Raw genomic sequence first — 18,844 nt, forward strand, 5'->3', positions numbered from 1 at the left:
AAGGAATCCGATGACCAAGCTCTCCTACGCGGCACTCGTCTCGACGGTCCTGGGCCTGGCCGCAGGCCTCTATTACCGCGAGCTCACCAAGGCCCACGAGTTCACCGGCTCCACGCAGCTCTCTGTCGTGCACACCCACCTACTGACCCTCGGCACGCTGTTCTTCCTGCTGGCGCTCCTGCTGGAGCAGGCCTTCGGCCTGTCCCGCAGCCGCCTGTTCGGCTGGTTCTTCTGGATCTACAGCGCGGGCCTCACCCTGACGGTGGCCATGCTGACTCTCCGCGGGACGCTGACGGTGCTGGGGCAGGAGGCCGGCGCCGCGATCGCCGGGATCGCCGGGCTGGGACACATCCTCCTCACCGTCGCCCTGATGCTGTTCTTCGCCGTGCTGCACCGGTGTGTGACCGCGCGCGACACGGTTGTGCGGTCCGCCTGATGTTCGTCGCATGGAGGGACCTGCGTTTCGCCCGCGGCCGGTTCGCCCTGATGGGTGCGGTGGTCGTCCTGATCACCATGCTGGTCGGGTTGCTCTCCGGTCTCACCGCGGGCCTGGCCCGTGACAGCACGTCGGCGATCTCCCAACTGCCGGCCGACCATCTCGTGTTCTCCACCCCCCCGGGTTCCGCGGCTCCCTCGTTCACCTCGTCCACGATCGACGTTCAGACCAGGCGCGCGTGGGCACAGACACCGGGCGTCACCGCCGTGGAGCCGCTGGGCCTCTCGACCACCCGCGCCGAAGCGAGCACCGCCACCGCTGTCGTGACCGCAGTGGGGATCGAGCAGGCGTCGCGGCTCGGCCCAGACGGGTCGGGAGTTGCTCCGGGGACGGTCACGCTCTCGGACAAGGCTGCCGACGACCTCGGCGCCGGGATCGGCTCGACGGTCAGCGTCGCGGGCCTGAGCCTCGATGTTGTCGCCATCAGCGGTGACGCCTCCTACAGCCACGTCCCGGTGATGTGGACGAACCTCGACGACTGGCAGCGGCTCAGCCCGGGTTCGAGTCCGCACTCGACCGTGCTCGCGGTGACCACCGAGCACGGCGCCGACCTCGCCGCCGCCGACACGCGCCTGGGCACGACCACCCTGTCCCGGGCCGACGCGTTGTCCGCGATCGGCTCCTATACCTCGGAGAACGGGTCGCTGCAGCTCATGCGCGGTTTCCTGTTCGCCATCTCCGCACTGGTCATCGGCGCCTTCTTCACCGTGTGGACCATCCAACGCAGCGGTGACATCGCCGTGCTGAAGGCGCTCGGGGCGTCCACCGGGTACCTGCTGCGCGACGCACTCGGCCAGGCGACGGTCCTCCTTGTCGGCGGCACCGCGATCGGCATCGGCGTCGCAGCGGGCCTGGGCACACTGGCCACGGACACCGTCCCCTTCGTCCTCGACGCGGCGACGGTCCTGCTGCCCGGCTCCGTCACGATCGTTCTCGGCGTCCTCGGGGCGGCGCTGTCCATCCGTCGGATCACCGCGGTGGATCCGCTCACCGCCCTGTCCGCCCGCTGAACCGGAGCATCCGATGAGTCTGCACCTGACCGACGTCACTCTCACCTACCCCGACGGTGACAGCCGGCTGACCGCGCTTGATCACGTCGATCTGCACGTCGCGGCTGGGACGATCACCGCGGTGACCGGCCCGTCGGGCGCAGGCAAGTCCAGCCTGCTCGCCGTCGCGGCGACCCTGATCACCCCGGACAGCGGCACCGTCGTCGTCGACGGCGTCTCCACCTCTGGCCTGGCCAAGGCCGAGCTGACCGATCTGCGTCGCAGCCGGATCGGGATCGTGTTCCAACAGCCCAACCTCATCGCGTCGCTCACCACACTCGAGCAACTGCAGCTGATGAACCACATCAGCGGCCGCTCCCCCGCAGCCGCACTCGACCGGGCCCGCGAGCTGCTCGACGCCGTCGGCCTGCGCGATGTCGCCGACCGCCGGCCGCACCAGCTCTCCGGCGGGCAACGTCAACGCGCCAACATCGCCCGCGCGCTGATGAACCGACCCGCGGTCCTGCTCGTCGACGAGCCCACCAGCGCGCTGGACTCCGAGCGTGGCGCTGCGGTGATCGAGCTCATCACCACCCTCACCCACCGAGACGCCACCGCGACCGTCCTCGTCACTCACGACCGCACGCATCTCGCCGGCGTCGACCAGGAACTCGTTGTCCGTGACGGGCGTCCCGCACAGTCGTCGGCGAGGTGAGTCCTCTCGATGCTCATCCGCTCGCCGTTGCCGCTCGGGCCGCCTGCTCTCATGCAGCGGACACACGGCGGCCGGCGACACGGCCAGGCCAGAGCATCGAAAGTGCTCGTGGACCTGGTCGTTGTCGTTGTGAGGCAGGCGCGGTTCTCTTGTCGTTTCCGTCCAAGACGGCCGCCGCCTCCGCGATCTAGCGTGCATCGGACAGTCCGCCCGAGCACGAGGAGACAGCACGATGCGTGACCTGGTCTACACCGGCTTCATGTCGCTCGACGGCGTTGTGGACTCTCCCGGCGGACCGCAGGAGGGTCACCGCAGCGGCGGGTGGGTGTTCAAGGATCTCGAGTTCGTCCCGGAGGCCTGGTCGCTCAAGGGCGAGGAGCTCGCCGACACGACGGCGCTGATGTTCGGCCGCCGCAGCTATGAGGCGTTCGCGTCGGTGTGGCCCGGTTCGCCCGACCACGCCGGCTACAAGGAGCTGCCCAAGTACGTGGTGTCGGCGACCCTGACCGACGACGCCCTCGTCGACGGGTGGGGGCCGACGACGATCCTCCGCTCGACCGAGGACGTGGCCGCGCTCAGGGAGGGCGACGGCGGCGCGATCTTCGTCCACGGCAGCGCGGAGCTCGCCCGGCGGCTGTCGGACGCGGGCCTGGTCGACCGGTACAACCTGCTCGTCTTCCCCGTGCTGCTCGGTGCCGGGAAGAGCCTGTTCGACAGGGCCGACCGGGACAAGCAGATGCTGACCCTGCGGGAGTCGGAGAGCTACTCCAACGGGATCCTGAAGCTCGTCTACGACGTCACGCGCTGATCCAGGTCGAGGGCGAGCGGGCCCCCGGCACCCTCCCGCAGCTGCCGGACGGTGCGGCCGACGTAGCAGCGCAGCGCCCGGGCGAGGTGCGGCTCGTCGAAGTAGTCGAGCGCGGCGACGACGTCGGTGGCCGGGTCCCCGGCGGCCAGCAGCTCCGCCGCCCTGCGAGCCCGCTCGATCTGGCGGACGGCGCCGCGGGTCAGCCCGGTGGCGGCGCGGAACCGGCGTTCGACGGTGCGCCCCGAGACGTCCGGGTGGTGGCCCCGCAGCACGTCGGCGACGAGTGGGTCACGGACGACCGTCCCGGCCCGGACGAGCCTGCCGACCAGGGCCTCGACGTCGTCGGGGCCGGGTGTCTCCCAGCTCGCGCCGTCGAGCCGGAACGTCCGTCGGGTGGTGTCGGGCAGCTCGATGCCGCCGTCGACCAGCGCCGCCGTGGGCACGACCCGCAACGAGGTGCCCACGGCGAAGTCGATACCCGTGAAGGTGGCGCCCTCCGGCACGGGCGCGGTCCCGGTCCGGGTCTCGGGGCCGGTGACGCCCGCGTGGGTGCGGCCGGCCTGCTCCCAGAACACCAGGCCCCAGCGGACCGCCGCGACCGAGGTCATCGCGGTGACCCGGTCGCTCGTGCACGTCCAGACGGAGTCGACCCACGTCGAGTCGGACCGACGCGTCTCGAACCGGAGGCCCACGGGAGGCACGATACGTCGGCTCAGGCCCCGGCGATCTCGGTGAGGCGGCGGTCGAGGAGGCGCCGTCGGTGAGCCGGCGCGCCGGCGTCGACGGACGACCGCCGTCAGATCCCTTCGGCGACCGGGTGGATCTCGTCGGCGACGAGTCCGTGCGCCTCGCGGTGGACGGCTGCGGCCTCCTCCGCGCTGGGGGCGTCGACGAGGCAGAAGATCTTTCCGTTGGCCGCGTCGACCCAGTACTGGCGGTAGTCGACCCCGTGCGCGGCCTGGACGCGGAGGTCGGCCTCGTGCGCCTTCGCGACGTCGTCCAGGTTGATCGTGCCGTCCATGTTGTGCACGTCCATGAACAGAGGCATTGTCGATTCCCTTCTCCCGGCCCGAGGGCCTCATCTGCTGATGGGATCGAGTCTCATGGCGCGGACGGACGTCGAGAATGACCGGGACACCGGCGAACCTGACCCGGTGCCCACCAGGGGTCCGTCGGCGGCGCTGAACGCGGCGTTGGAACGGTTGCGGCTGCAGGGTGCGGTGTTCCTGCGTGCGGAGTACCGGGAGCCGTGGGCGTACGAGTCGCTCCCCGGTCCGGCGACGGCGAACCTGCTGCGGCCGGGCGAGACGCGGGTCGTGCTGTTCCACGTCGTCGCGTCGGGACGCTGCTGGGTGGCGGTCGGCGACGGGGAGCGGCACTGGGCTGCCGACGGCGACGTGATCGTGCTGCCCTACGGCGACCAGCACCGGATGGGGGGCGTCGACGACGCCGAGGTCGTGCCGCTGCTGTCGTTCCTCGTGCCGCCGCCGTGGGCGCAGATGCCGGTGCTGCGCCATGGTGCCGACGGCACTCTCACCGGCGTGGTCTGCGGATACCTGCACAGCAGCGACCCGCTGTTCGACCCCGCGATGCGGGTCTTCCCGCCGGTGTTCGTCGTCCGTCCGCCCGCCGGTCCCGCGGCCGACTGGGTGCGGGCCAACATCACGTACGCGTTGGCACAGACGGGCGACGGCCTCGTCGACGCCACTGCCCTGTCGACGACGCGGCTGCCGGAGATGCTGCTCGTCGAGGTGCTACGGCTGCACCTGGCGACGGCACCCGCGACCGAACGGGGCTGGGTGGCGGCGCTGCGGGACCCCGTGGTCGCGCCGGCGATGGCGCTGCTGCACGGCGAGCCCGAGCGGAAGTGGACGGTCGAGGAGCTGGCCCGTGCGACGGCGGTGTCGCGGTCGCTGCTCGACGCCCGCTTCCGCGACGTCCTGGGCCGCTCACCGATCCGCTACCTCACGGAATGGCGGATGCATCTGGCCCGTGACCTGCTCTCGACGACGGACCTGCCCGTCGTCGCGGTGGCGCGCCGTGTCGGCTACGACGCCGAGGAGGCGTTCAGCCGGGCGTTCAAGCGTCACCACGGCACAGCTCCGGGGGTGTGGCGGTCCGCGCACCACGCTTGACCTTGACATGGTGTCAAGGTCTGGGGTGGGTCGAGGAGGTGGTCCCGATGACCCCACAGGAGACGCTGGTCCGGGCCCTGGTGCACGGCGACGCGTCGGTACGGCTGCGGGCGGCGCTGGCGGCGGGCACGTCGCCGGACCCGGGCTACGTCGACACCCTGGTGGCGCGGTGCGCGGTGGAGCCCGACTTCTCGGTGCGCGAGATGCTGACGTGGGCGCTGATCCGCCAGTCCCCGGCGTCGACGGTCCCGCTGGTCGTCGCACAGCTGCGCTCGGGGCGGGCGCAGGCCCGTAGCCAGGCGCTGCACACGTTGTCGAAGATCCAGGACCCGCGGACGTGGCCCGCCATCACCCGGGAGCTGCTGACCGACCCCGACGACGAGGTGGCGCGCGCGGCCTGGCGGACAGCGGTCGGGCTTGCTCCCGAGGGCGAGCGGCTGGCGCTCGCCGAGGTGCTGGTGACGCAGCTCGGGCGCGGCAGCCGTGAGGTGCAGCTGAGCCTGAGCCGGGCGTTGATCGGACTCGGTGAGGTGATGTTGCCGGCGTTGCAGGACTCGCTGGAGGCGCCGGACCCGCTGGTCCGGCACCATGCCGTTGCCACACAACGGCTCCTGCGCGACCCGGAGGCGGGGTTCGAGCTCGCCGTCGAGGCGGCGAAGCGGGTGGTGGCGCTCGGCGGACACAGCCCGGAGGGGTGACACGACAGTGCTGATCGGTGACGTGGCCCGTCGGTCGGGGGTGAGTGCGCGCATGTTGCGGCACTACGACTCCCTCGGTCTCGCCTCCCCGACGGGCCGGACCGGCGCCGGTTACCGGGAGTACTCCGAGGAGGACATCCGGCGGATCCTGCACATCGAGATCCTGCGGTCGCTGGGGTTGTCGCTGCGCGAGGTCGGGCGCGCGCTCGACGACCCGGCTTTCGCCCCAGCCGCGGCGGTGGACGACCTGGTCGACCGGACGCGGGAACGGATCGCCCGCGAGCAGGAGCTGTTGACGCGGTTGCGCCGGATCAGCGCGGCCGATCCCCTTGGCTGGGACGAGGTCCTGCAGGTCATCGCGTTGCTGCAGGGACTCGGCTCGGACAGCGTGGGACGCCGGCAGCGGGCGGCGCTGTCGTCGGCCGACGACGTCGCGGTGCCGGTGGAGGCGCTCGTGGAGGCGGTGCTGAGCGAGTCGGACCCGACCGTCGCCGGGACGCTGCGGTGGGCGCTGGCCCGGTCGGGTGCAGACGGGTCGGCCCTGCTGGCCGGTGCGCTCGCGTCGCCGGTGGCGGAGGTCCGCAGACGGGCCGTCGAGGCCGTCGCGGAGCTGCCGGGCGAGGAGGCGGCAGCGGCGCTGCGCACGGCTCTGAGCAGCGACGACGTCGAGGTTCGCCGGCGCGCGGCGCTGGCGCTGGGGCCCCGCGGGGTCGTCGAGACGGTGCCGACGCTCGTCGACATGGTGGTGGCGGCGGTGAACGACGTCGAGGCTGCCGACGCGCTGGGCGTGCTCGCGGGCCGACCGGGGGCGGCGGACGGGATCGCCACGCAGATCGTGGACCGGCTCGCCGCCGGGACCCTCGACGCGGACGCGCGGCGACGGTTGGCGCAGGCGTTCGCGGGCATCCCGGGACCGGTGGCGTCGACGGCGCTGACCGGGCTCGCGGCCGACCCGGATCGTGGTGTCGCGGTGACCGCCGGATACGTGTTGGGGCTACGCGTCGGGAACTGACCGGACCAGTCGGACGATCGACTCTCCTCAGCGGCCGATTTCCTGGGACGCTGGTGGGGTGACCTCCCGAGATTTGTCCGTGTTCGTCGGCGCGGCCGCGCGGGCGCCCCAGCTCGTGGGTGCCGTCGTCCCCAGCGGCCGCCGTCTGGCTGACGCCCTGACCGCCGTCGTTCCGCGCACGGGCTCGCCGTTCGTCGCGGAGCTCGGACCCGGCTCGGGGACGGTGAGCCGCGCCGTGGGCAGGCGGCTCCCCGGCGACGGCCGGCACGTCGCGGTGGAGATCGACGCCGCGTTCGCCCGGCACCTGCGCCGGACGTTGCCCGACACCGAGGTCGTACACGGCGATGCCGCCGACCTGCGCGACATCGTCGACCGTCCGGTCGACGTCGTCGTCAGCGGGCTGCCGTGGTCGCTGTTCGACGAGATGCGCCAGCGCAGCATCCTGGGCGCGGTACGGGACGTCCTGGCCGGCGACGGCGCGTTCACGACGTTCGCCTACCGGCACGCGGCCGGCCTGTCCGGGGCGCGCCGGTTCCGCCGGCTGCTCGACGAGCACTTCGACGAGGTCATCGACGGCCGCACAGTGTGGCGCAACGTGCCGCCGGCGGGCGTCCTGTTGTGCCGCAGGCCGATCCGGGGAGGGGCAGCCTGACCTCAGCTGTCGTTGTTGCTGCCGCTGGACTTGTCGGGCAGGTACGGCTCGATGGCGGCGGCGAGCTTGGCCGCGGTCATCGACTGCAGCCACATGTGGCCGGGCCCGCGGATCTCGGCCATGAGGAGCGAGTCGCCGAAGAACTTGTTCTTGATGCCCTTGACGGTGGTGAACTGCAGGTCCATCCCCGACGTGTACAGGGCGAGGTGCCCTGGGTGGACGATCATCGACTCGCCGGGCCCCAGGTCGTACTCGACGATCTCGCCGGACAGCTCTACCCACGCGGTGCCGTTGCCCGACAGCTTCTGGAAGACGAGCCCGGCCCCGCCGAAGATGCCCGCGCCGAGGCGCTTCTGCAGCGCCACGGAAATCTCGACGTCGCTGGTGCTGGCGACGTAGCTGCCGGACTGGACCATGAACTCGTCGGCGGGGTCGATGGTGAGCTCGCGGAAGACTCCGGGCATGCGGGCGGCGAAGGCGACCATGCCGCCGCCGGGGGCGCTGTACTCGGTGAGGAACAGCTGGCCGCCGCCGAGCGCTCGTTTGAGGCCGCTCATGAAACCGCCGCGCCCGCCCGAGCCGAACCGTGTCGACGTCTCCAGCTGCAGGCCGGGGGTGTACCAGGACACCTCACCGCCCTCGGCCGTGATGTGCTCCCCGGGCCCGAGCACGACCTCCAGCACCGGCATCGTCGTGCCGATCGTGCGTGTCTGCACAGCGGTCCCCCGTCGTCGGCGTCTCGGTGATCGAACCGTAGAGCCGCCGGGCGGGCCGCGTCCACGGTTCGGTCCTCAGTGGCCGCCGTCTCCGGTGGTGGCGGCCGGGACGCGCCGGGGCAGCAGCAGTGGGGTCGCCAGCAGGAGCACGCCCGCGGCGGCGATGGCCACGCGCGGCCCGGTCGCCGCCGCCAGCAGCCCCCACAGCGCGGTGACCGCGGCGATGGCCGCCTTCGTCGACACCGACCACGCCGTGAGGCCGCGGACCAGCCGGTCGTCGGGCAGCAGCCGCAGGCGCGTCGTCGCAAGCACCGGGCTGAACACCCCCGCGCACGCGACCAGGCAGAACTGGACCGCGATCACCAGCACGATCCCCCACGCCCCGGCCGGGACGAACGCCACCGCACCCGACCACACCGCCCGCAGCGTGCCGCCGACGCGCAGCACCGTGGTCTCGGAGAACCGCGCGACCAGCCGCCCCGACAGCCGGGCACCGACGAGCCCGCCGATGCACGGCGCCCCGAACGCCAGCGCGTACTGCCATGGCGCGAACCCGAGCTCGCCGAGCATGAGGACGGCGGCGACCGGCGCGGTGGCCATGATCAGTGAGTTGACGGCGACGACGTTGAGCAGCAGCGGGCGCAGGACGGGGTGGCGCAGCAGGACCCGCCAGCCGTCGACGAGATCGCCCCGGCGGACCGCCGGGACCGCGACAGGCGTCTCCGCCACCGGCCCGATCCGCCGGATCCACGCCGCGGACGCCAGGAAGCTCACGGCGTTGGCGACGACCGTCGTGACCGGGCCCAGCACGCCGACGGCGAACCCGCCCAGCGGCGGCCCGACCGCGGTGGCGACCCAGGTCGTCGACTCGAACCGCCCGTTGGCGACGAGCAGGTCGCCCGGCGCGACGACCGACTTCAGGAACGCGCCGCTCGCGGCGGTGAAGGCGATGTCGGCAGCCGCGACGACCACGGCGACGGCGAGCAGCTGCGGCAGCCCGAGCCATCCGGCCAGGTGGGCAAGAGGGACCGTCGCCAGGACGGCGAAGCGCATCAGGTCGGCGCCGATCATCACCGGCCGCGGGCACCTGGCCGCGACGAACGGCCCTGCCAGCGTCGCCAGCAGCGCCCCCGCCGCGGGTCCGGCCGCGGCCAGCAGGGACACCTCGACGGGCCCCGCGTGCAGGACGAGGATCGCGATCAGCGGGAAGGCGTCGAAGGCCAGCCACGTCCCTGCCGCGCTGGTGGCGAACGCCGCCCACAGCAGGCTGAACCGCCGCCCCAGCAGTCGCGCCATCCGCAGAGCATCGCGCGGCCCACCGACAACTCAGGGGTCGGGGGGCAGGCTCGCGGACACCGCGAAGGACGTTCGACGTAGCTGAGTTCGTCGGGCACGAACGGCCCGTGGACGGCGCCGCGCGGTGGCGTCCATGCGAACAGCTGGTCGACGATGGCACCCGCGAGACCGTCGTCGACGGTGCCCCGGTCCGCGCGGAGGGATCAGGCCCGCTCGAACCTCATGTGCGCGACCGTGCCCGACGCCACCACCCCGGTGCAGACGTACCCGTCGGGGGAGACGCCGTCGAACGGTCGCTCACCCGCGCCGAGCAGGACCCCCGACACGGCGAGGTGCATCGAGTCGACGAGCCCCGCGCGCAGGTACTGCCGGACCGTCTCGGCCCCGCCACCGATCCGGATGTCGGCGTCGCCCGCGGCAGCCCTGGCCTGCTCCAACGCGTCCTCGATGCCGCCGGTGACGAAGTGGAAGGTCGTGCCGCCCTCCATCGTGACGGGCTCCCGCTCGTGGTGGGTCAGCACGAAGACAGGGTGGTGGTAGGGCGGCTCCGGGCCCCACCAGCCGGTCCAGGAGTCGTCGGGCCACTCGCCGCGGATCGGGCCGAACATGTTGCGGCCCATGATCGTGGCGCCGAGGCCCGCCGCGGCGGCGACGACGTACTCGTCGTCGAGACCGGTCGTGCCGCCCTCCTCGCCCACCATCGCGCGGAAGCTGCGGGTGGGGAACATCCACTGGTGGAGGCGTTCGCCGCCGGTACCCAGCGGGGCCTCGAGGGTCTGGTCGGGGCCGGCCATGTGGCCGTCGAGGGAGACGGCGACGCTGACGCGCAGCTTTCCGGTCATGATGTCCTCCGTTTTTCGTCGGGATCACCATCAGGTCGGAGCCGCACCGAGCTTCTCGACATCCGGGGTGGGGCCGATGTCGAGCGACGGGGAACAGCTCCGACCATGCTGTGTGACGCGCCCCGGCCGGGGCGCGGCCGACCGCGAGGAGCGATCGTCGTGAAGTACATGCTGTTGATCCACAACCGTCCCGGCTTCCTGGACGAGCTGACCGAGGCCGAGCGCACCGAGCTGTTCGGCGATGTCGACCGGATCATGGGCGAGCTGACCGAGTCCGGCGAGATGGTCGGCGGGCAGGCGCTGGCCGACCCGTCCACGGCCGTCACGGTCCGCGGCGTCGACGGCCGGCCGGTGGTGACCGACGGCCCGTTCGCGGAGAGCAAGGAACAGTTCGCGGGGTACGTCGAGGTCGACTGTGCGTCGGTCGAGCGGGCCGTGGAGATCGCGTCGTCGTGGCCGGACGTCCGCTTCGGCGGCGGTGTGATGGAGGTGCGGGCCGTCATGCAGGACTCCGGGGCGGAGATGTGACGTCGCGCGTCGTCGAGGACCTGCTGCGCGCGGCCGCGCCGCAGGTCCTCGGCACGCTCGTGCGCCGGCACGGGCAGTTCGACGCGTGTGAGGACGCGGTGCAGGAGGCGTTGCTCGCGGCGGCGACGCAGTGGCCGGCGCAGGGCGTCCCGGAGAAGCCGCACGCGTGGCTGCTGACCGTCGCTGCCCGGCGGCTGACCGACGAGTGGCGCAGCGAGAGCGCGCGCCGCGACCGTGAGTCCGCCGTCGCGACGGCCGAGCCCGAGCAGGTCGAGCCGGAGCCGGGCGAGCGTGGCCCGGACGGCGACGACACGTTGCGGCTGCTGTTCCTGTGCTGTCACCCGGAATTGTCGGCGCCGTCGCAGGTGGCGCTGACGTTGCGTGCCGTCGGCGGGTTGACGACGGCGGAGATCGCGGCGGCGTTCCTGGTGCCGGAGTCGACGATGGCGCAGCGGATCAGCCGCGGGAAGCAGCGGATCAGGACGGCCGGCGCACGGTTCACGATGCCTGCGCCGCAGGAGCGTCCGGCCCGGCTGGCTGCTGTCATGCAGGTGCTCTACCTGGTGTTCAGCGAGGGCTACACGACCTCGGGCGGGGATGCGCTGCAGCGCACCGACCTGACGGCCGAGGCGGTCCGACTGGCCCGCGAGCTGCACCGGCTGACCCCGGGTGAGGGCGAGTCGGCGGGGCTGCTGGCGTTGATGCTGCTCACCGACGCCCGCCGCGCCGCGCGGACCGACGCGTCGGGTGCGCTGGTGCCGCTGGCCGAGCAGGACCGCACGCGATGGGACCGCACGATGGTCGACGAGGGCGTCGCCCTGGTGACCGACACCCTCGCCCACCATCCGGCCGGCCCCTATCTGGTGCAGGCCGCGATCGCGGCGGTGCACGACGAGGCCACCCGGGCCCAGGACACGGACTGGCACCAGATCGTCGCGCTCTACCGGGTGCTGTCGCGTGTGGAGCCGAACCCGATGGTCACGCTGAACCAGGCGGTCGCCGTCGCGATGGCCGACGGGCCGGACGCCGGTCTCGACGTGGTCGAGTCGCTCCGGTCCGACGAGCGGATGACCATCCACCACCGGTGGCACGCGGTGCGGGCGCACCTGCTGGAGATGGCGGGCGCGCACGACGAGGCGCGGGCCGCCTACCGGGAGGCGGCCCGGCTCACCACGAGCCTGCCCGAGCGGCGCTACCTGGAGTCGCGGAGTGCGCGGCTGGAGCGCTGACCGGGTCGTGGGTCAGGCCTCGACTTCCTCGATCGGGGCGCCGGTGGCAGCGCGGAGGACCGACTCGCAGCCCTTCTTGGCCGCGGCCTTCGTCTCGTAGGCCTCGCCGGTGGCCACGACCTGGCCGTTGCTGGCCTTGAGCCGGAACCGGAACTTGCCGGCGCGATCCTTGTAGACCTCGAACTTGCCTGCCATGTCGTCCCCCACGTCCTTGGAGAGAAGCCTCGTGCGGCGATCGTCCGGTCGGAACCATAGCGGCGATTCCGATCGTCGCAACAGGACTCGCGGTGCCGGTCAGCGCAGGTCGAGGCGCATGCAGCAGCGCGGCCACCGGTCCAGGCCCCGGCGGATCTCCTCTGCGCGCAGGGCTTCGAGGCCGGCGGTGACCTCGTCGTCGCCGATCTCGATCAGCCGGAGGGCGTCGGCGGGCCGAGCGGGCCGGACGATGTGCTCGGACACGCCCGGACCGTACCCGTCGCGAATGTGTACGGGCGTCTGAGACGGACGTTAGGCTGATCATGTGGGTCACCGCGAGGAGCTGTTGGCGGGTGCGCAGGAGTGCCTGCACGACAAGGGCTGGGGCCGCACCTCGGCGCGCGACGTCGTCGCCGCGTCCGGGACGAACCTCGCCTCGATCGGCTACCACTTCGGCTCCAAGGACGCCCTGCTGGCCGCCGCGCTCGTCGCGTCGACCGCGGAGTGCGCCGAGGCCGTGGACCGGGCCCTGACCGACGACCCGCCCCTCGACCCGCCCGCCGACGACGTGTCGGCCCTCCCGGCGGGCGACCCGCTCGACCGGTTCGAGCGCACGTGGGAGCGCGTCGTCGAACGGGTGGCGCGCGACGAGCGGATGACGACGGCGACGGTCGAGGCGCTCGCGCAGGCGCCGCGGGTGCCGCAGGTGCGGTCGGCGCTGGCCGCGGCCGCGGACCTCACCCGCGAGGACCTGGCGCTGACCTTCCATGCCGCGGGCGACGACGACGAACGCACCCGGGTGCTCGGCGCGTTCTACCAGTCGCTGCTGATCGGGACACTCGTGCAGTGGGCCGTCGACCCGGCGGGCGCACCGTCGGGACACGACCTCGCCGAGGCCCTCCGCATGATCGTCGCCGACTCCACGGAGAACACATGACCCGGCCCGACGAGTTCTGGACCACCAACGGCGTCCGGCTGCGCCGCGCCCGGCAGAACCCCGGGCCGCACAACTGGCTGTTCCTGCCCGGCGGTCCGGGGATCGGGTCTGAGAGCCTGGCCGAGCTGGTCGAGGTCGCCGACCGCCCGGGGACGAGCTGGCTCGTCGACCTCCCGGGCGACGGCTCCAACATCGCCGCGCCCGGCGCGCCGGCCGATCCCTACGCGCTGTGGCCGCACGTGCTGCTGGAGGCCGTCGACGCGCTGCCGCACCCGGTCGCCGTCGGGCACTCGACGGGTGGGGAGTACCTGCTGTCGGTGCCTGCCCTCGAGGAGCGGCTCGCCGGGCTCGTCCTGGTCAGCACGGCGCCCGGCTGTTCGTGGATGCCGACGTTCGAGGCCATGTGCGCGGCCGATCCGCTGCCCGAGGTCGCCGCGGCCGCCGAGCGCTACGGCGCCGACCCGACGGACACGGCACTCGCGCAGGTCGCAGTGGCATCGGCACCCTGGAACTTCACCCCGGAGGGCGTCGCCGCGGGGCGGGACCTGTTGTCCCGCATGCCCTACAACCGGCTCGCCGTCGAGTGGTCGGACGTGCACTTCGACCACTCCTACGCCGCGGCGTGGTTCCCCGCCACGCTTCCGACGCTCGTCCTGAGCGGCGGGGCCGACCGGATCGTCGACCAGACGCTGTGGGACGACCCGCGCTTCACCGGGCCGAACGTGCACCGCGTCGTCGTCGACGGGGGCGCGCACTTCCTGTGGATCGAGCGCCCGGACGCGGTCGCGGCGGCGTTCGCCGGGTTCGCCCCCACGCCCGCATGAGAGCGGTCAGCGGTCGCCGCGCGGGCGCCCGATCCCGGCGACGTAGAGCACCCCGAGCACGACGAGTGGGATGACCGTCCACACGAACCACGGGTAGATCAGCTCGACGTTCGTGGCGCTGACGATCCCCCAGACGACGACGTTCACCGCCAGCACGCTGCCGAAGACGATCGCCAGGACGCGCATCGCCGTGCCGCCGCCGGTGTCGGAGAAGATCGCGCGGGGCTCCGTCGGTGAACGCCGGGCCTGTGAGCGCCGTGCCGTGGCCGGCTCGGGCGCGTCCGGGACGTCGGGCAGGTCGGCGGTGACGATCGCGAGGTCGCCGCGGGTCTTGCCGGCCCAGACGGCCTGGACGCGCTCGTCGTACTCGGAGATGTCGAGCAGACCACGGCCCTGGGCGCGCAGCAGGAGGTCCTGGACCGCCTTGCGTTCGGCGTCGGACACCCGGATCCGGTCGGCGGGGACGGGCTCGTTCACGACGGCCATGGTGCCACGCCCGCCGCACATCGCGGTGGGCCTCGACCGCACCCGGTGCCACGAGCCGGGCCGGTGACCCGGCAGGATCGCAGTCGTGCACCCCGACGCCGCCGTCCCCGACCGGCTCTTCGACGACGACGCCCGCGAGCAACGCTGGCGGGCCCGGTTCACCGCTGTCCGGATGTCGCGGCCGCAGTGGGCGCAGGACGCGCCGGACCGCTGCGTCTACACCTCCAACGCGGGCGGCACCACCGAGGTGCACACGTGGGACCGGGCCACCGGCCTGCACCGCAAGGTCACCAGCCGTCCGGCGGGCACCCACTCGGCGACGCTGCCGCCCGACGGCGAGCGCGTCTGGTGGTTCGACGACACCGACGGCGACGAGTTCGGCCGCTGGGTCACCGAGCCGTTCGCCGGGCTGCCCGCCGGTGACCGGCCGGCCGACGCCATCGCCGGCGTCGAGGACGGCTACCCGGCCGGCCTGGAGATCGGCCGCACCCTCGTCGCCGCAGGCACCTCGACCGACAACGGCAGCCGGATCTGGTTGCGCCGCAACGACTCTGAGGCCGATGCCCACGTCCTCTACGAGTCCTCCGAGGACGCCGGCGTCGGCGCCCTGTCCGAGGACGAGACGCTCCTCGCGATCAGCCACTCCGAGCACGGCGACTCCCGCCACCCCGACGTGCGGGTGCACCGCACCTCCGACGGCGCCGCAGTGGCCGAGAAGTCCGACGGGCCGGGCAAGGGACTGACCCCGCTGGTGTTCAGCCCCGTCGCCGGCGACCAGCGGCTCCTGCTGCTGCACGAGCGTCGCGGCCGCGAGGAGCTGCTGATCTGGGACGTCGCCGCCGGCACCGAGACCGAGATCGTCCTCGACCTGCCCGGTGAGGTCGTCGCCGACTTCTACCCCGACGCGTCGGCGCTGCTCGTGTGGCACACCCACGCCGGGCGCGTCCGGCTGTTCCGCCACGACCTCGCCGACGGCACCCTCACCGAGCTGCCGACGGCCCCCGGCACCGTCGGGTCCGCGGAGGTCCGGCCCGACGGGACGATCGAGTACACGGCGTCGTCGGCCGCCGAGGCACCCTCGATCCGCGCCCTGCACCCCGACGGCACCGACCGCGTGCTCGTCGCCCCCGACGGCGAACGCCCGCCCGGCTCGGTCCCGGTCCGCGACGTGTGGGTCGACGGGCCCGGGGGGAAGGTCCACGCCCTCGTGGCCGAACCGGACGGCGACGGCCCCCACCCGACGGTGTTCAGCCTGCACGGCGGCCCGCACCACGCCGACGAGGACCGGTTCAGCGCGATGCGCGCGGCCTGGGTCGATGCCGGATTCTGCGTCGTCGAGGTCAACTACCGCGGCTCGACGGGCTACGGCTCCACGTGGCGGGACGCGATCGAGGGCCGCCCCGGGCCGACCGAGCTGGAGGACGTCGCGGCGGTCCACGACTGGGCGGTCTCGTCCGGCACGGCCGACCCGGCGCTGACGGTCGTCGAGGGCTGGTCGTGGGGCGGGTTCCTCGCGCTGCTCGCCGCGGGCACCCAGCCGCAGCGGTGGGCCGCGGCGATCGGGGGCGTCCCCGTCGCCGACTACGTAGCCGCCTTCGAGGACGAGATGGAGCAGCTTCGCGCGTTCGACCGCGCGCTGTTCGGCGGCTCCCCCGACGAGGTCCCCGACCGCTACCGGGTCGCGTCCCCACTCACCTACGTCGGCGACGTCCGCGCGCCCGTGCTCGTCCTCGCCGGCGAGAACGACCCGCGCTGCCCCATCCGCCAGATCGACAACTACCTCGACGCCCTCGCCGCCCGCGGCGACGTGCCCTACGAGGTCAGCCGGTTCGACGCCGGGCACGGCTCGCTCGTCGTCGACGAGACGATCCGCCATGTCGCCACGGAGATCGACTTCGCCCGCCGGGCACTCGCCGCCCGGCCGGAGTGACGTCACCCCGGTGTAGCGCAACGGAAACATCCGCCCCGGACGATGGAGTCGCCTGAGGGGGTGGACGACGTGACGCTGTGGCGCGTGCACGTGGAGCTGGAGGACCGGCCGGGCCGGCTCGGGGAGCTGGCGACGGTAGTGGGTGCCGCGGGATGCGACATCGTCGCACTGCACGTCGTCGGTGAACCGGCCGACGACGGCGCGATCACCGACGAGCTGCTCGTCAAGGTTCCCGACCGGATCGAGGCGGGCGAGCTCGTCGAGGCCATCGGATCGGCGGGGATCCCGTGCACGCTGCTGGTGCGTGCCGACGCCGCCGAGCTGTCCGACCCGGCGACGACGGCGCTCGCGTTGGCGCGCATGGTCGCCGCCGACCCGGGGAGCGCACCGCGCGCGGTCGCGACGATGCTGCGGGCCCGCCTCGTCGCGCCCGACGCGCCGGCGCACCCGCACACCCACACGTTGCGCGTCGGTACGCAGCAGGTGCGGCTCGGGCGGGCCTGGCCGTTCACGGCGACCGAGCTGTCACGGGCCGCGGCGCTGCTGGAGCTGGCGTCGCAGCTCGGGCTCGCGACCCCCGTGCACACACCGTCCGACGACCGCATCCTGCTGCTGCTCGACGGCACCGAGGCGGTACTGCGGGCGGCCTCGCCCGAGGACTCGCTGCTCGTCGCCGCCCTGCACGCGCGCTGTTCGCCGGAGACACGGCTGGCGCGGTTCGGCGACCCGTCGCCGCGGCTGGCACCGGGCCTGTTGCAGGCGGTGCTCGCCGGGGAGAACGGCGTCACCGCGGTCGTCGCGACGAGCGCGGACGGCGGCAGCGTCGTCGGGCTGGCGACGCTGCAGGACCGCTGCGGGGGCGAGGTGACCCTGACCGTCGTCGTCGAGGACGGCTGGCAGGGCCGCGGGCTGGGGACGTCGCTGGTGCGCCGAGCGGTCGACCTCGCGCTCACCGACGGGGCGGACACGATCGCGGCGTCGACGGCGAGCGGCGACATGCGGCTCACCCGGCTGCTGCGCCGGGCGGGGCTGCGGCCGACGGCACGGCTGGAGGGCGACGCACTCGTCGTGTCGGCTCCGCTCGTGGCGGCGGCGGTCGCGGGCTGACTGTCCTGGCGGACGGGTCTCAGCCGAGCAGGTCGAGCACCTTCTCCGGCGGCCTGCCGACGACGGCCCGGTCGCCGAGGATCACGATCGGCCGCTCGACGAGGACCGGGTTCGCGGCCATCGCGTCGAGCAGGGCGTCGCGGTCGGCGCCGGCCAGGCCGAGCTCGCGGTAGCGGGCCTCGCCGGTGCGCACGATGGCCCGCGGGTCGTCGGTGCCGAGCTTGCGCAGGACCTCCTCGAGGTCGGCGCGGGTCGGCGCGACATCGAGGTAGCGCACCACGTCGGCCTCCACGCCGCGCTCGGTGAGCAGGGCGAGCGCGCCGCGGCTCTTCGAACAGCGCGGGTTGTGCCAGACGACGGGCCGGTCCTCGGTGCTCACGCCCGGAATCCTAGGCGCCCGGTCAGTGCGCGGACGCCTCCGGGAGGCGGTGTCCGGCTGCCCCCGCCCTGCTGCACGCGGCGCACAGTCCGCGGAACACCACGACCGCCGTCTCGACCCGGTAGCCGGCGGCGTCGGCCGGGTCGAGATGGGCGGCGACGCCCGGGACCTGATCGACGTGCGCGGTCGCCCCGCACGCCCGACACACCAACCGGTGACGCTCCATGCGCCCGGCTTACCAGCCGCTGCCGACGGAAAGTGGTGCCCGTCTCAGATCGAGACCGGATGCCCGCCGCGAACGACGTCAGGCGTCCGGGAGATGGACCTCTTCGAGCACGAACGTCTCGATGTCGAGGACGAATCCCCGGATTCGGGTGTCGGGGTGCAGGAACGGATCATGGCGCAGCTGCGCCATGTCCCGGCGGACGCTCGTCATGGGGTTCTTGAACGCATGGGTCCGCCACGGCGGACGCATGCCGGTCTCGGCTGCCAACTCCTCCGAGAAGTCCTCGTCGGTGAACGTCGAGAGGCCACATCCACCGTGCTGCACGAGAAGGACGTCGCGGGTACCGAGCTTGCGCTGGCTGATCGCCAGCGACCGGACGGTGTCGTCGGTGACCACGCCGCCGGCGTTCCGCAGCACGTGCACCTCGCCCAGCTCGAGACCGAACAGGGTGAAGGTGTCGATTCGCGAGTCCATGCATGTCACGAGGACGGTCTTCAGTGCGGGCGGCACCGCCACGCCCTCCGCGGCGGCTGCGGCGAGCTTGCCGCCGCCCGCCTGGTACCGCCGGATCAGTTCTTCGCTGCTCACGTCCGGAACGTTATCGGCGACGCCGTGAGCACGGGATACGGTGTGACCGGGACGGC

The 18,844-nt window shown here is 73.1% G+C and carries 25 protein-coding genes; 14 read left to right on the forward strand and 11 right to left on the reverse strand.

Annotation, left to right across the window (positions count from 1 at the left end):
• The first annotated feature begins 10 nt into the window (after positions 1 to 10).
• From TOK_RS11275 to TOK_RS11290, 4 genes are all read left to right on the forward strand, one after another.
• Positions 11 to 436: a DUF2871 family protein gene (locus tag TOK_RS11275; RefSeq protein WP_098957776.1), complete on the forward strand. Its 426-nt coding sequence runs from the start codon at positions 11 to 13 to the stop codon at positions 434 to 436.
• Entirely contained in the window at positions 436 to 1,506 is a 1,071-nt protein-coding gene (locus TOK_RS11280) for an FtsX-like permease family protein (protein ID WP_098957777.1), read from the forward strand. The genes TOK_RS11275 and TOK_RS11280 overlap by 1 nt, the downstream gene beginning before the upstream one ends.
• A 13-nt stretch (positions 1,507 to 1,519) precedes the next feature.
• On the forward strand, positions 1,520 to 2,200 hold the full coding sequence (locus tag TOK_RS11285; protein ID WP_098957778.1) for an ABC transporter ATP-binding protein: 681 nt from the start codon (positions 1,520 to 1,522) through the stop codon (positions 2,198 to 2,200).
• A gap of 232 nt (positions 2,201 to 2,432) precedes the next feature.
• Positions 2,433 to 3,008 (forward strand): dihydrofolate reductase family protein, encoded by a 576-nt coding sequence (locus TOK_RS11290; protein WP_098957779.1) that lies wholly within the window; start codon positions 2,433 to 2,435, stop codon positions 3,006 to 3,008.
• Here TOK_RS11290 and TOK_RS11295 read toward each other — a convergent pair.
• Positions 2,990 to 3,700 (reverse strand): helix-turn-helix domain-containing protein, encoded by a 711-nt coding sequence (locus TOK_RS11295; protein ID WP_098957780.1) that lies wholly within the window; start codon positions 3,698 to 3,700, stop codon positions 2,990 to 2,992. The genes TOK_RS11290 and TOK_RS11295 overlap by 19 nt on opposite strands.
• A gap of 104 nt (positions 3,701 to 3,804) precedes the next feature.
• Positions 3,805 to 4,056, reverse strand: coding sequence for a DUF4242 domain-containing protein (locus TOK_RS11300; protein WP_098957781.1), 252 nt, complete (start codon positions 4,054 to 4,056; stop codon positions 3,805 to 3,807).
• A 106-nt stretch (positions 4,057 to 4,162) separates the two neighbouring features.
• On the opposite strand from TOK_RS11300, the gene TOK_RS11305 reads away from it, so the two are divergent.
• From TOK_RS11305 to TOK_RS11320, 4 genes are read left to right on the forward strand one after another with little or no spacing between them, the layout of a single operon-like run.
• On the forward strand, positions 4,163 to 5,143 hold the full coding sequence (locus TOK_RS11305) for an AraC family transcriptional regulator (protein WP_216361936.1): 981 nt from the start codon (positions 4,163 to 4,165) through the stop codon (positions 5,141 to 5,143).
• Positions 5,144 to 5,190: 47 nt separating this feature from the next.
• Positions 5,191 to 5,841 (forward strand): HEAT repeat domain-containing protein, encoded by a 651-nt coding sequence (locus TOK_RS11310; RefSeq protein ID WP_098957827.1) that lies wholly within the window; start codon positions 5,191 to 5,193, stop codon positions 5,839 to 5,841.
• A gap of 7 nt (positions 5,842 to 5,848) precedes the next feature.
• On the forward strand, positions 5,849 to 6,853 hold the full coding sequence (locus TOK_RS11315; protein WP_098957783.1) for a MerR family transcriptional regulator: 1,005 nt from the start codon (positions 5,849 to 5,851) through the stop codon (positions 6,851 to 6,853).
• Positions 6,854 to 6,911: 58 nt separating this feature from the next.
• Positions 6,912 to 7,505, forward strand: coding sequence for a class I SAM-dependent methyltransferase (locus TOK_RS11320; protein ID WP_253258320.1), 594 nt, complete (start codon positions 6,912 to 6,914; stop codon positions 7,503 to 7,505).
• 2 nt (positions 7,506 to 7,507) lie between these two features.
• On the opposite strand, the gene TOK_RS11325 is transcribed toward TOK_RS11320, so the two are convergent.
• The 3 genes from TOK_RS11325 to TOK_RS11335 all read right to left on the reverse strand — a co-directional run bounded on the left by TOK_RS11325 (position 7,508) and on the right by TOK_RS11335 (position 10,359).
• Positions 7,508 to 8,221, reverse strand: coding sequence for a TIGR00266 family protein (locus TOK_RS11325; protein WP_098957785.1), 714 nt, complete (start codon positions 8,219 to 8,221; stop codon positions 7,508 to 7,510).
• Between the two features lie 75 nt (positions 8,222 to 8,296).
• Positions 8,297 to 9,517 carry an MFS transporter gene (locus TOK_RS11330; protein ID WP_216361937.1) on the reverse strand — a complete coding sequence of 407 codons (1,221 nt, stop codon included), beginning with the start codon at positions 9,515 to 9,517 and terminating at the stop codon, positions 8,297 to 8,299.
• A 203-nt stretch (positions 9,518 to 9,720) separates the two neighbouring features.
• Complete coding sequence (locus tag TOK_RS11335; RefSeq protein WP_098957787.1) at positions 9,721 to 10,359, reverse strand: dihydrofolate reductase family protein; 639 nt, start codon at positions 10,357 to 10,359, stop codon at positions 9,721 to 9,723.
• 168 nt (positions 10,360 to 10,527) lie between these two features.
• On the opposite strand from TOK_RS11335, the gene TOK_RS11340 reads away from it, so the two are divergent.
• Positions 10,528 to 10,887, forward strand: coding sequence for a YciI family protein (locus tag TOK_RS11340; protein ID WP_253258324.1), 360 nt, complete (start codon positions 10,528 to 10,530; stop codon positions 10,885 to 10,887).
• Positions 10,884 to 12,116: an RNA polymerase sigma factor gene (locus TOK_RS11345; RefSeq protein WP_098957789.1), complete on the forward strand. Its 1,233-nt coding sequence runs from the start codon at positions 10,884 to 10,886 to the stop codon at positions 12,114 to 12,116. Before TOK_RS11340 ends, TOK_RS11345 begins: the two co-directional genes overlap by 4 nt.
• Before the next feature lie 12 nt (positions 12,117 to 12,128).
• Here the strand turns inward: TOK_RS11345 and TOK_RS11350 are convergent, their stop codons facing one another.
• Together TOK_RS11350 and TOK_RS32525 are read right to left on the reverse strand one after the other, a co-directional pair.
• Positions 12,129 to 12,311 carry a DUF1508 domain-containing protein gene (locus TOK_RS11350; protein WP_098957828.1) on the reverse strand — a complete coding sequence of 61 codons (183 nt, stop codon included), beginning with the start codon at positions 12,309 to 12,311 and terminating at the stop codon, positions 12,129 to 12,131.
• A gap of 99 nt (positions 12,312 to 12,410) precedes the next feature.
• On the reverse strand, positions 12,411 to 12,575 hold the full coding sequence (locus TOK_RS32525) for a hypothetical protein (RefSeq protein ID WP_172457524.1): 165 nt from the start codon (positions 12,573 to 12,575) through the stop codon (positions 12,411 to 12,413).
• Between the two features lie 61 nt (positions 12,576 to 12,636).
• On the opposite strand from TOK_RS32525, the gene TOK_RS11355 reads away from it, so the two are divergent.
• Positions 12,637 to 13,248 (forward strand): TetR/AcrR family transcriptional regulator, encoded by a 612-nt coding sequence (locus tag TOK_RS11355; RefSeq protein ID WP_098957790.1) that lies wholly within the window; start codon positions 12,637 to 12,639, stop codon positions 13,246 to 13,248.
• A complete protein-coding gene (locus TOK_RS11360; protein WP_098957791.1) occupies positions 13,245 to 14,072 on the forward strand; it encodes an alpha/beta fold hydrolase in 828 nt (275 codons plus the stop codon). Before TOK_RS11355 ends, TOK_RS11360 begins: the two co-directional genes overlap by 4 nt.
• A 6-nt stretch (positions 14,073 to 14,078) precedes the next feature.
• On the opposite strand, the gene TOK_RS11365 is transcribed toward TOK_RS11360, so the two are convergent.
• Positions 14,079 to 14,549, reverse strand: a complete 471-nt coding sequence (locus TOK_RS11365) for a DUF1707 domain-containing protein (protein WP_172457525.1) — start codon at positions 14,547 to 14,549, stop codon at positions 14,079 to 14,081.
• A gap of 85 nt (positions 14,550 to 14,634) precedes the next feature.
• On the opposite strand from TOK_RS11365, the gene TOK_RS11370 reads away from it, so the two are divergent.
• Together TOK_RS11370 and TOK_RS11375 are read left to right on the forward strand one after the other, a co-directional pair.
• On the forward strand, positions 14,635 to 16,488 hold the full coding sequence (locus TOK_RS11370; RefSeq protein WP_098957793.1) for an alpha/beta fold hydrolase: 1,854 nt from the start codon (positions 14,635 to 14,637) through the stop codon (positions 16,486 to 16,488).
• Positions 16,489 to 16,557: 69 nt separating this feature from the next.
• Positions 16,558 to 17,595 carry a GNAT family N-acetyltransferase gene (locus TOK_RS11375; RefSeq protein ID WP_172457526.1) on the forward strand — a complete coding sequence of 346 codons (1,038 nt, stop codon included), beginning with the start codon at positions 16,558 to 16,560 and terminating at the stop codon, positions 17,593 to 17,595.
• 19 nt (positions 17,596 to 17,614) lie between these two features.
• Here the strand turns inward: TOK_RS11375 and arsC are convergent, their stop codons facing one another.
• From arsC to TOK_RS11390, 3 genes are all read right to left on the reverse strand, one after another.
• Positions 17,615 to 17,974, reverse strand: coding sequence for an arsenate reductase (glutaredoxin) (gene arsC / locus TOK_RS11380; protein ID WP_098957795.1), 360 nt, complete (start codon positions 17,972 to 17,974; stop codon positions 17,615 to 17,617).
• A 22-nt stretch (positions 17,975 to 17,996) separates the two neighbouring features.
• Positions 17,997 to 18,200, reverse strand: coding sequence for a hypothetical protein (locus TOK_RS11385; RefSeq protein WP_141566352.1), 204 nt, complete (start codon positions 18,198 to 18,200; stop codon positions 17,997 to 17,999).
• 78 nt (positions 18,201 to 18,278) lie between these two features.
• Positions 18,279 to 18,788, reverse strand: coding sequence for a carbonic anhydrase (locus TOK_RS11390; RefSeq protein WP_098957797.1), 510 nt, complete (start codon positions 18,786 to 18,788; stop codon positions 18,279 to 18,281).
• Positions 18,789 to 18,844 lie beyond the last annotated feature (56 nt).

Origin of the sequence: Pseudonocardia sp. N23 (genome assembly GCF_002583555.1) — a bacterium.
GTDB lineage: Bacteria > Actinomycetota > Actinomycetes > Mycobacteriales > Pseudonocardiaceae > Pseudonocardia.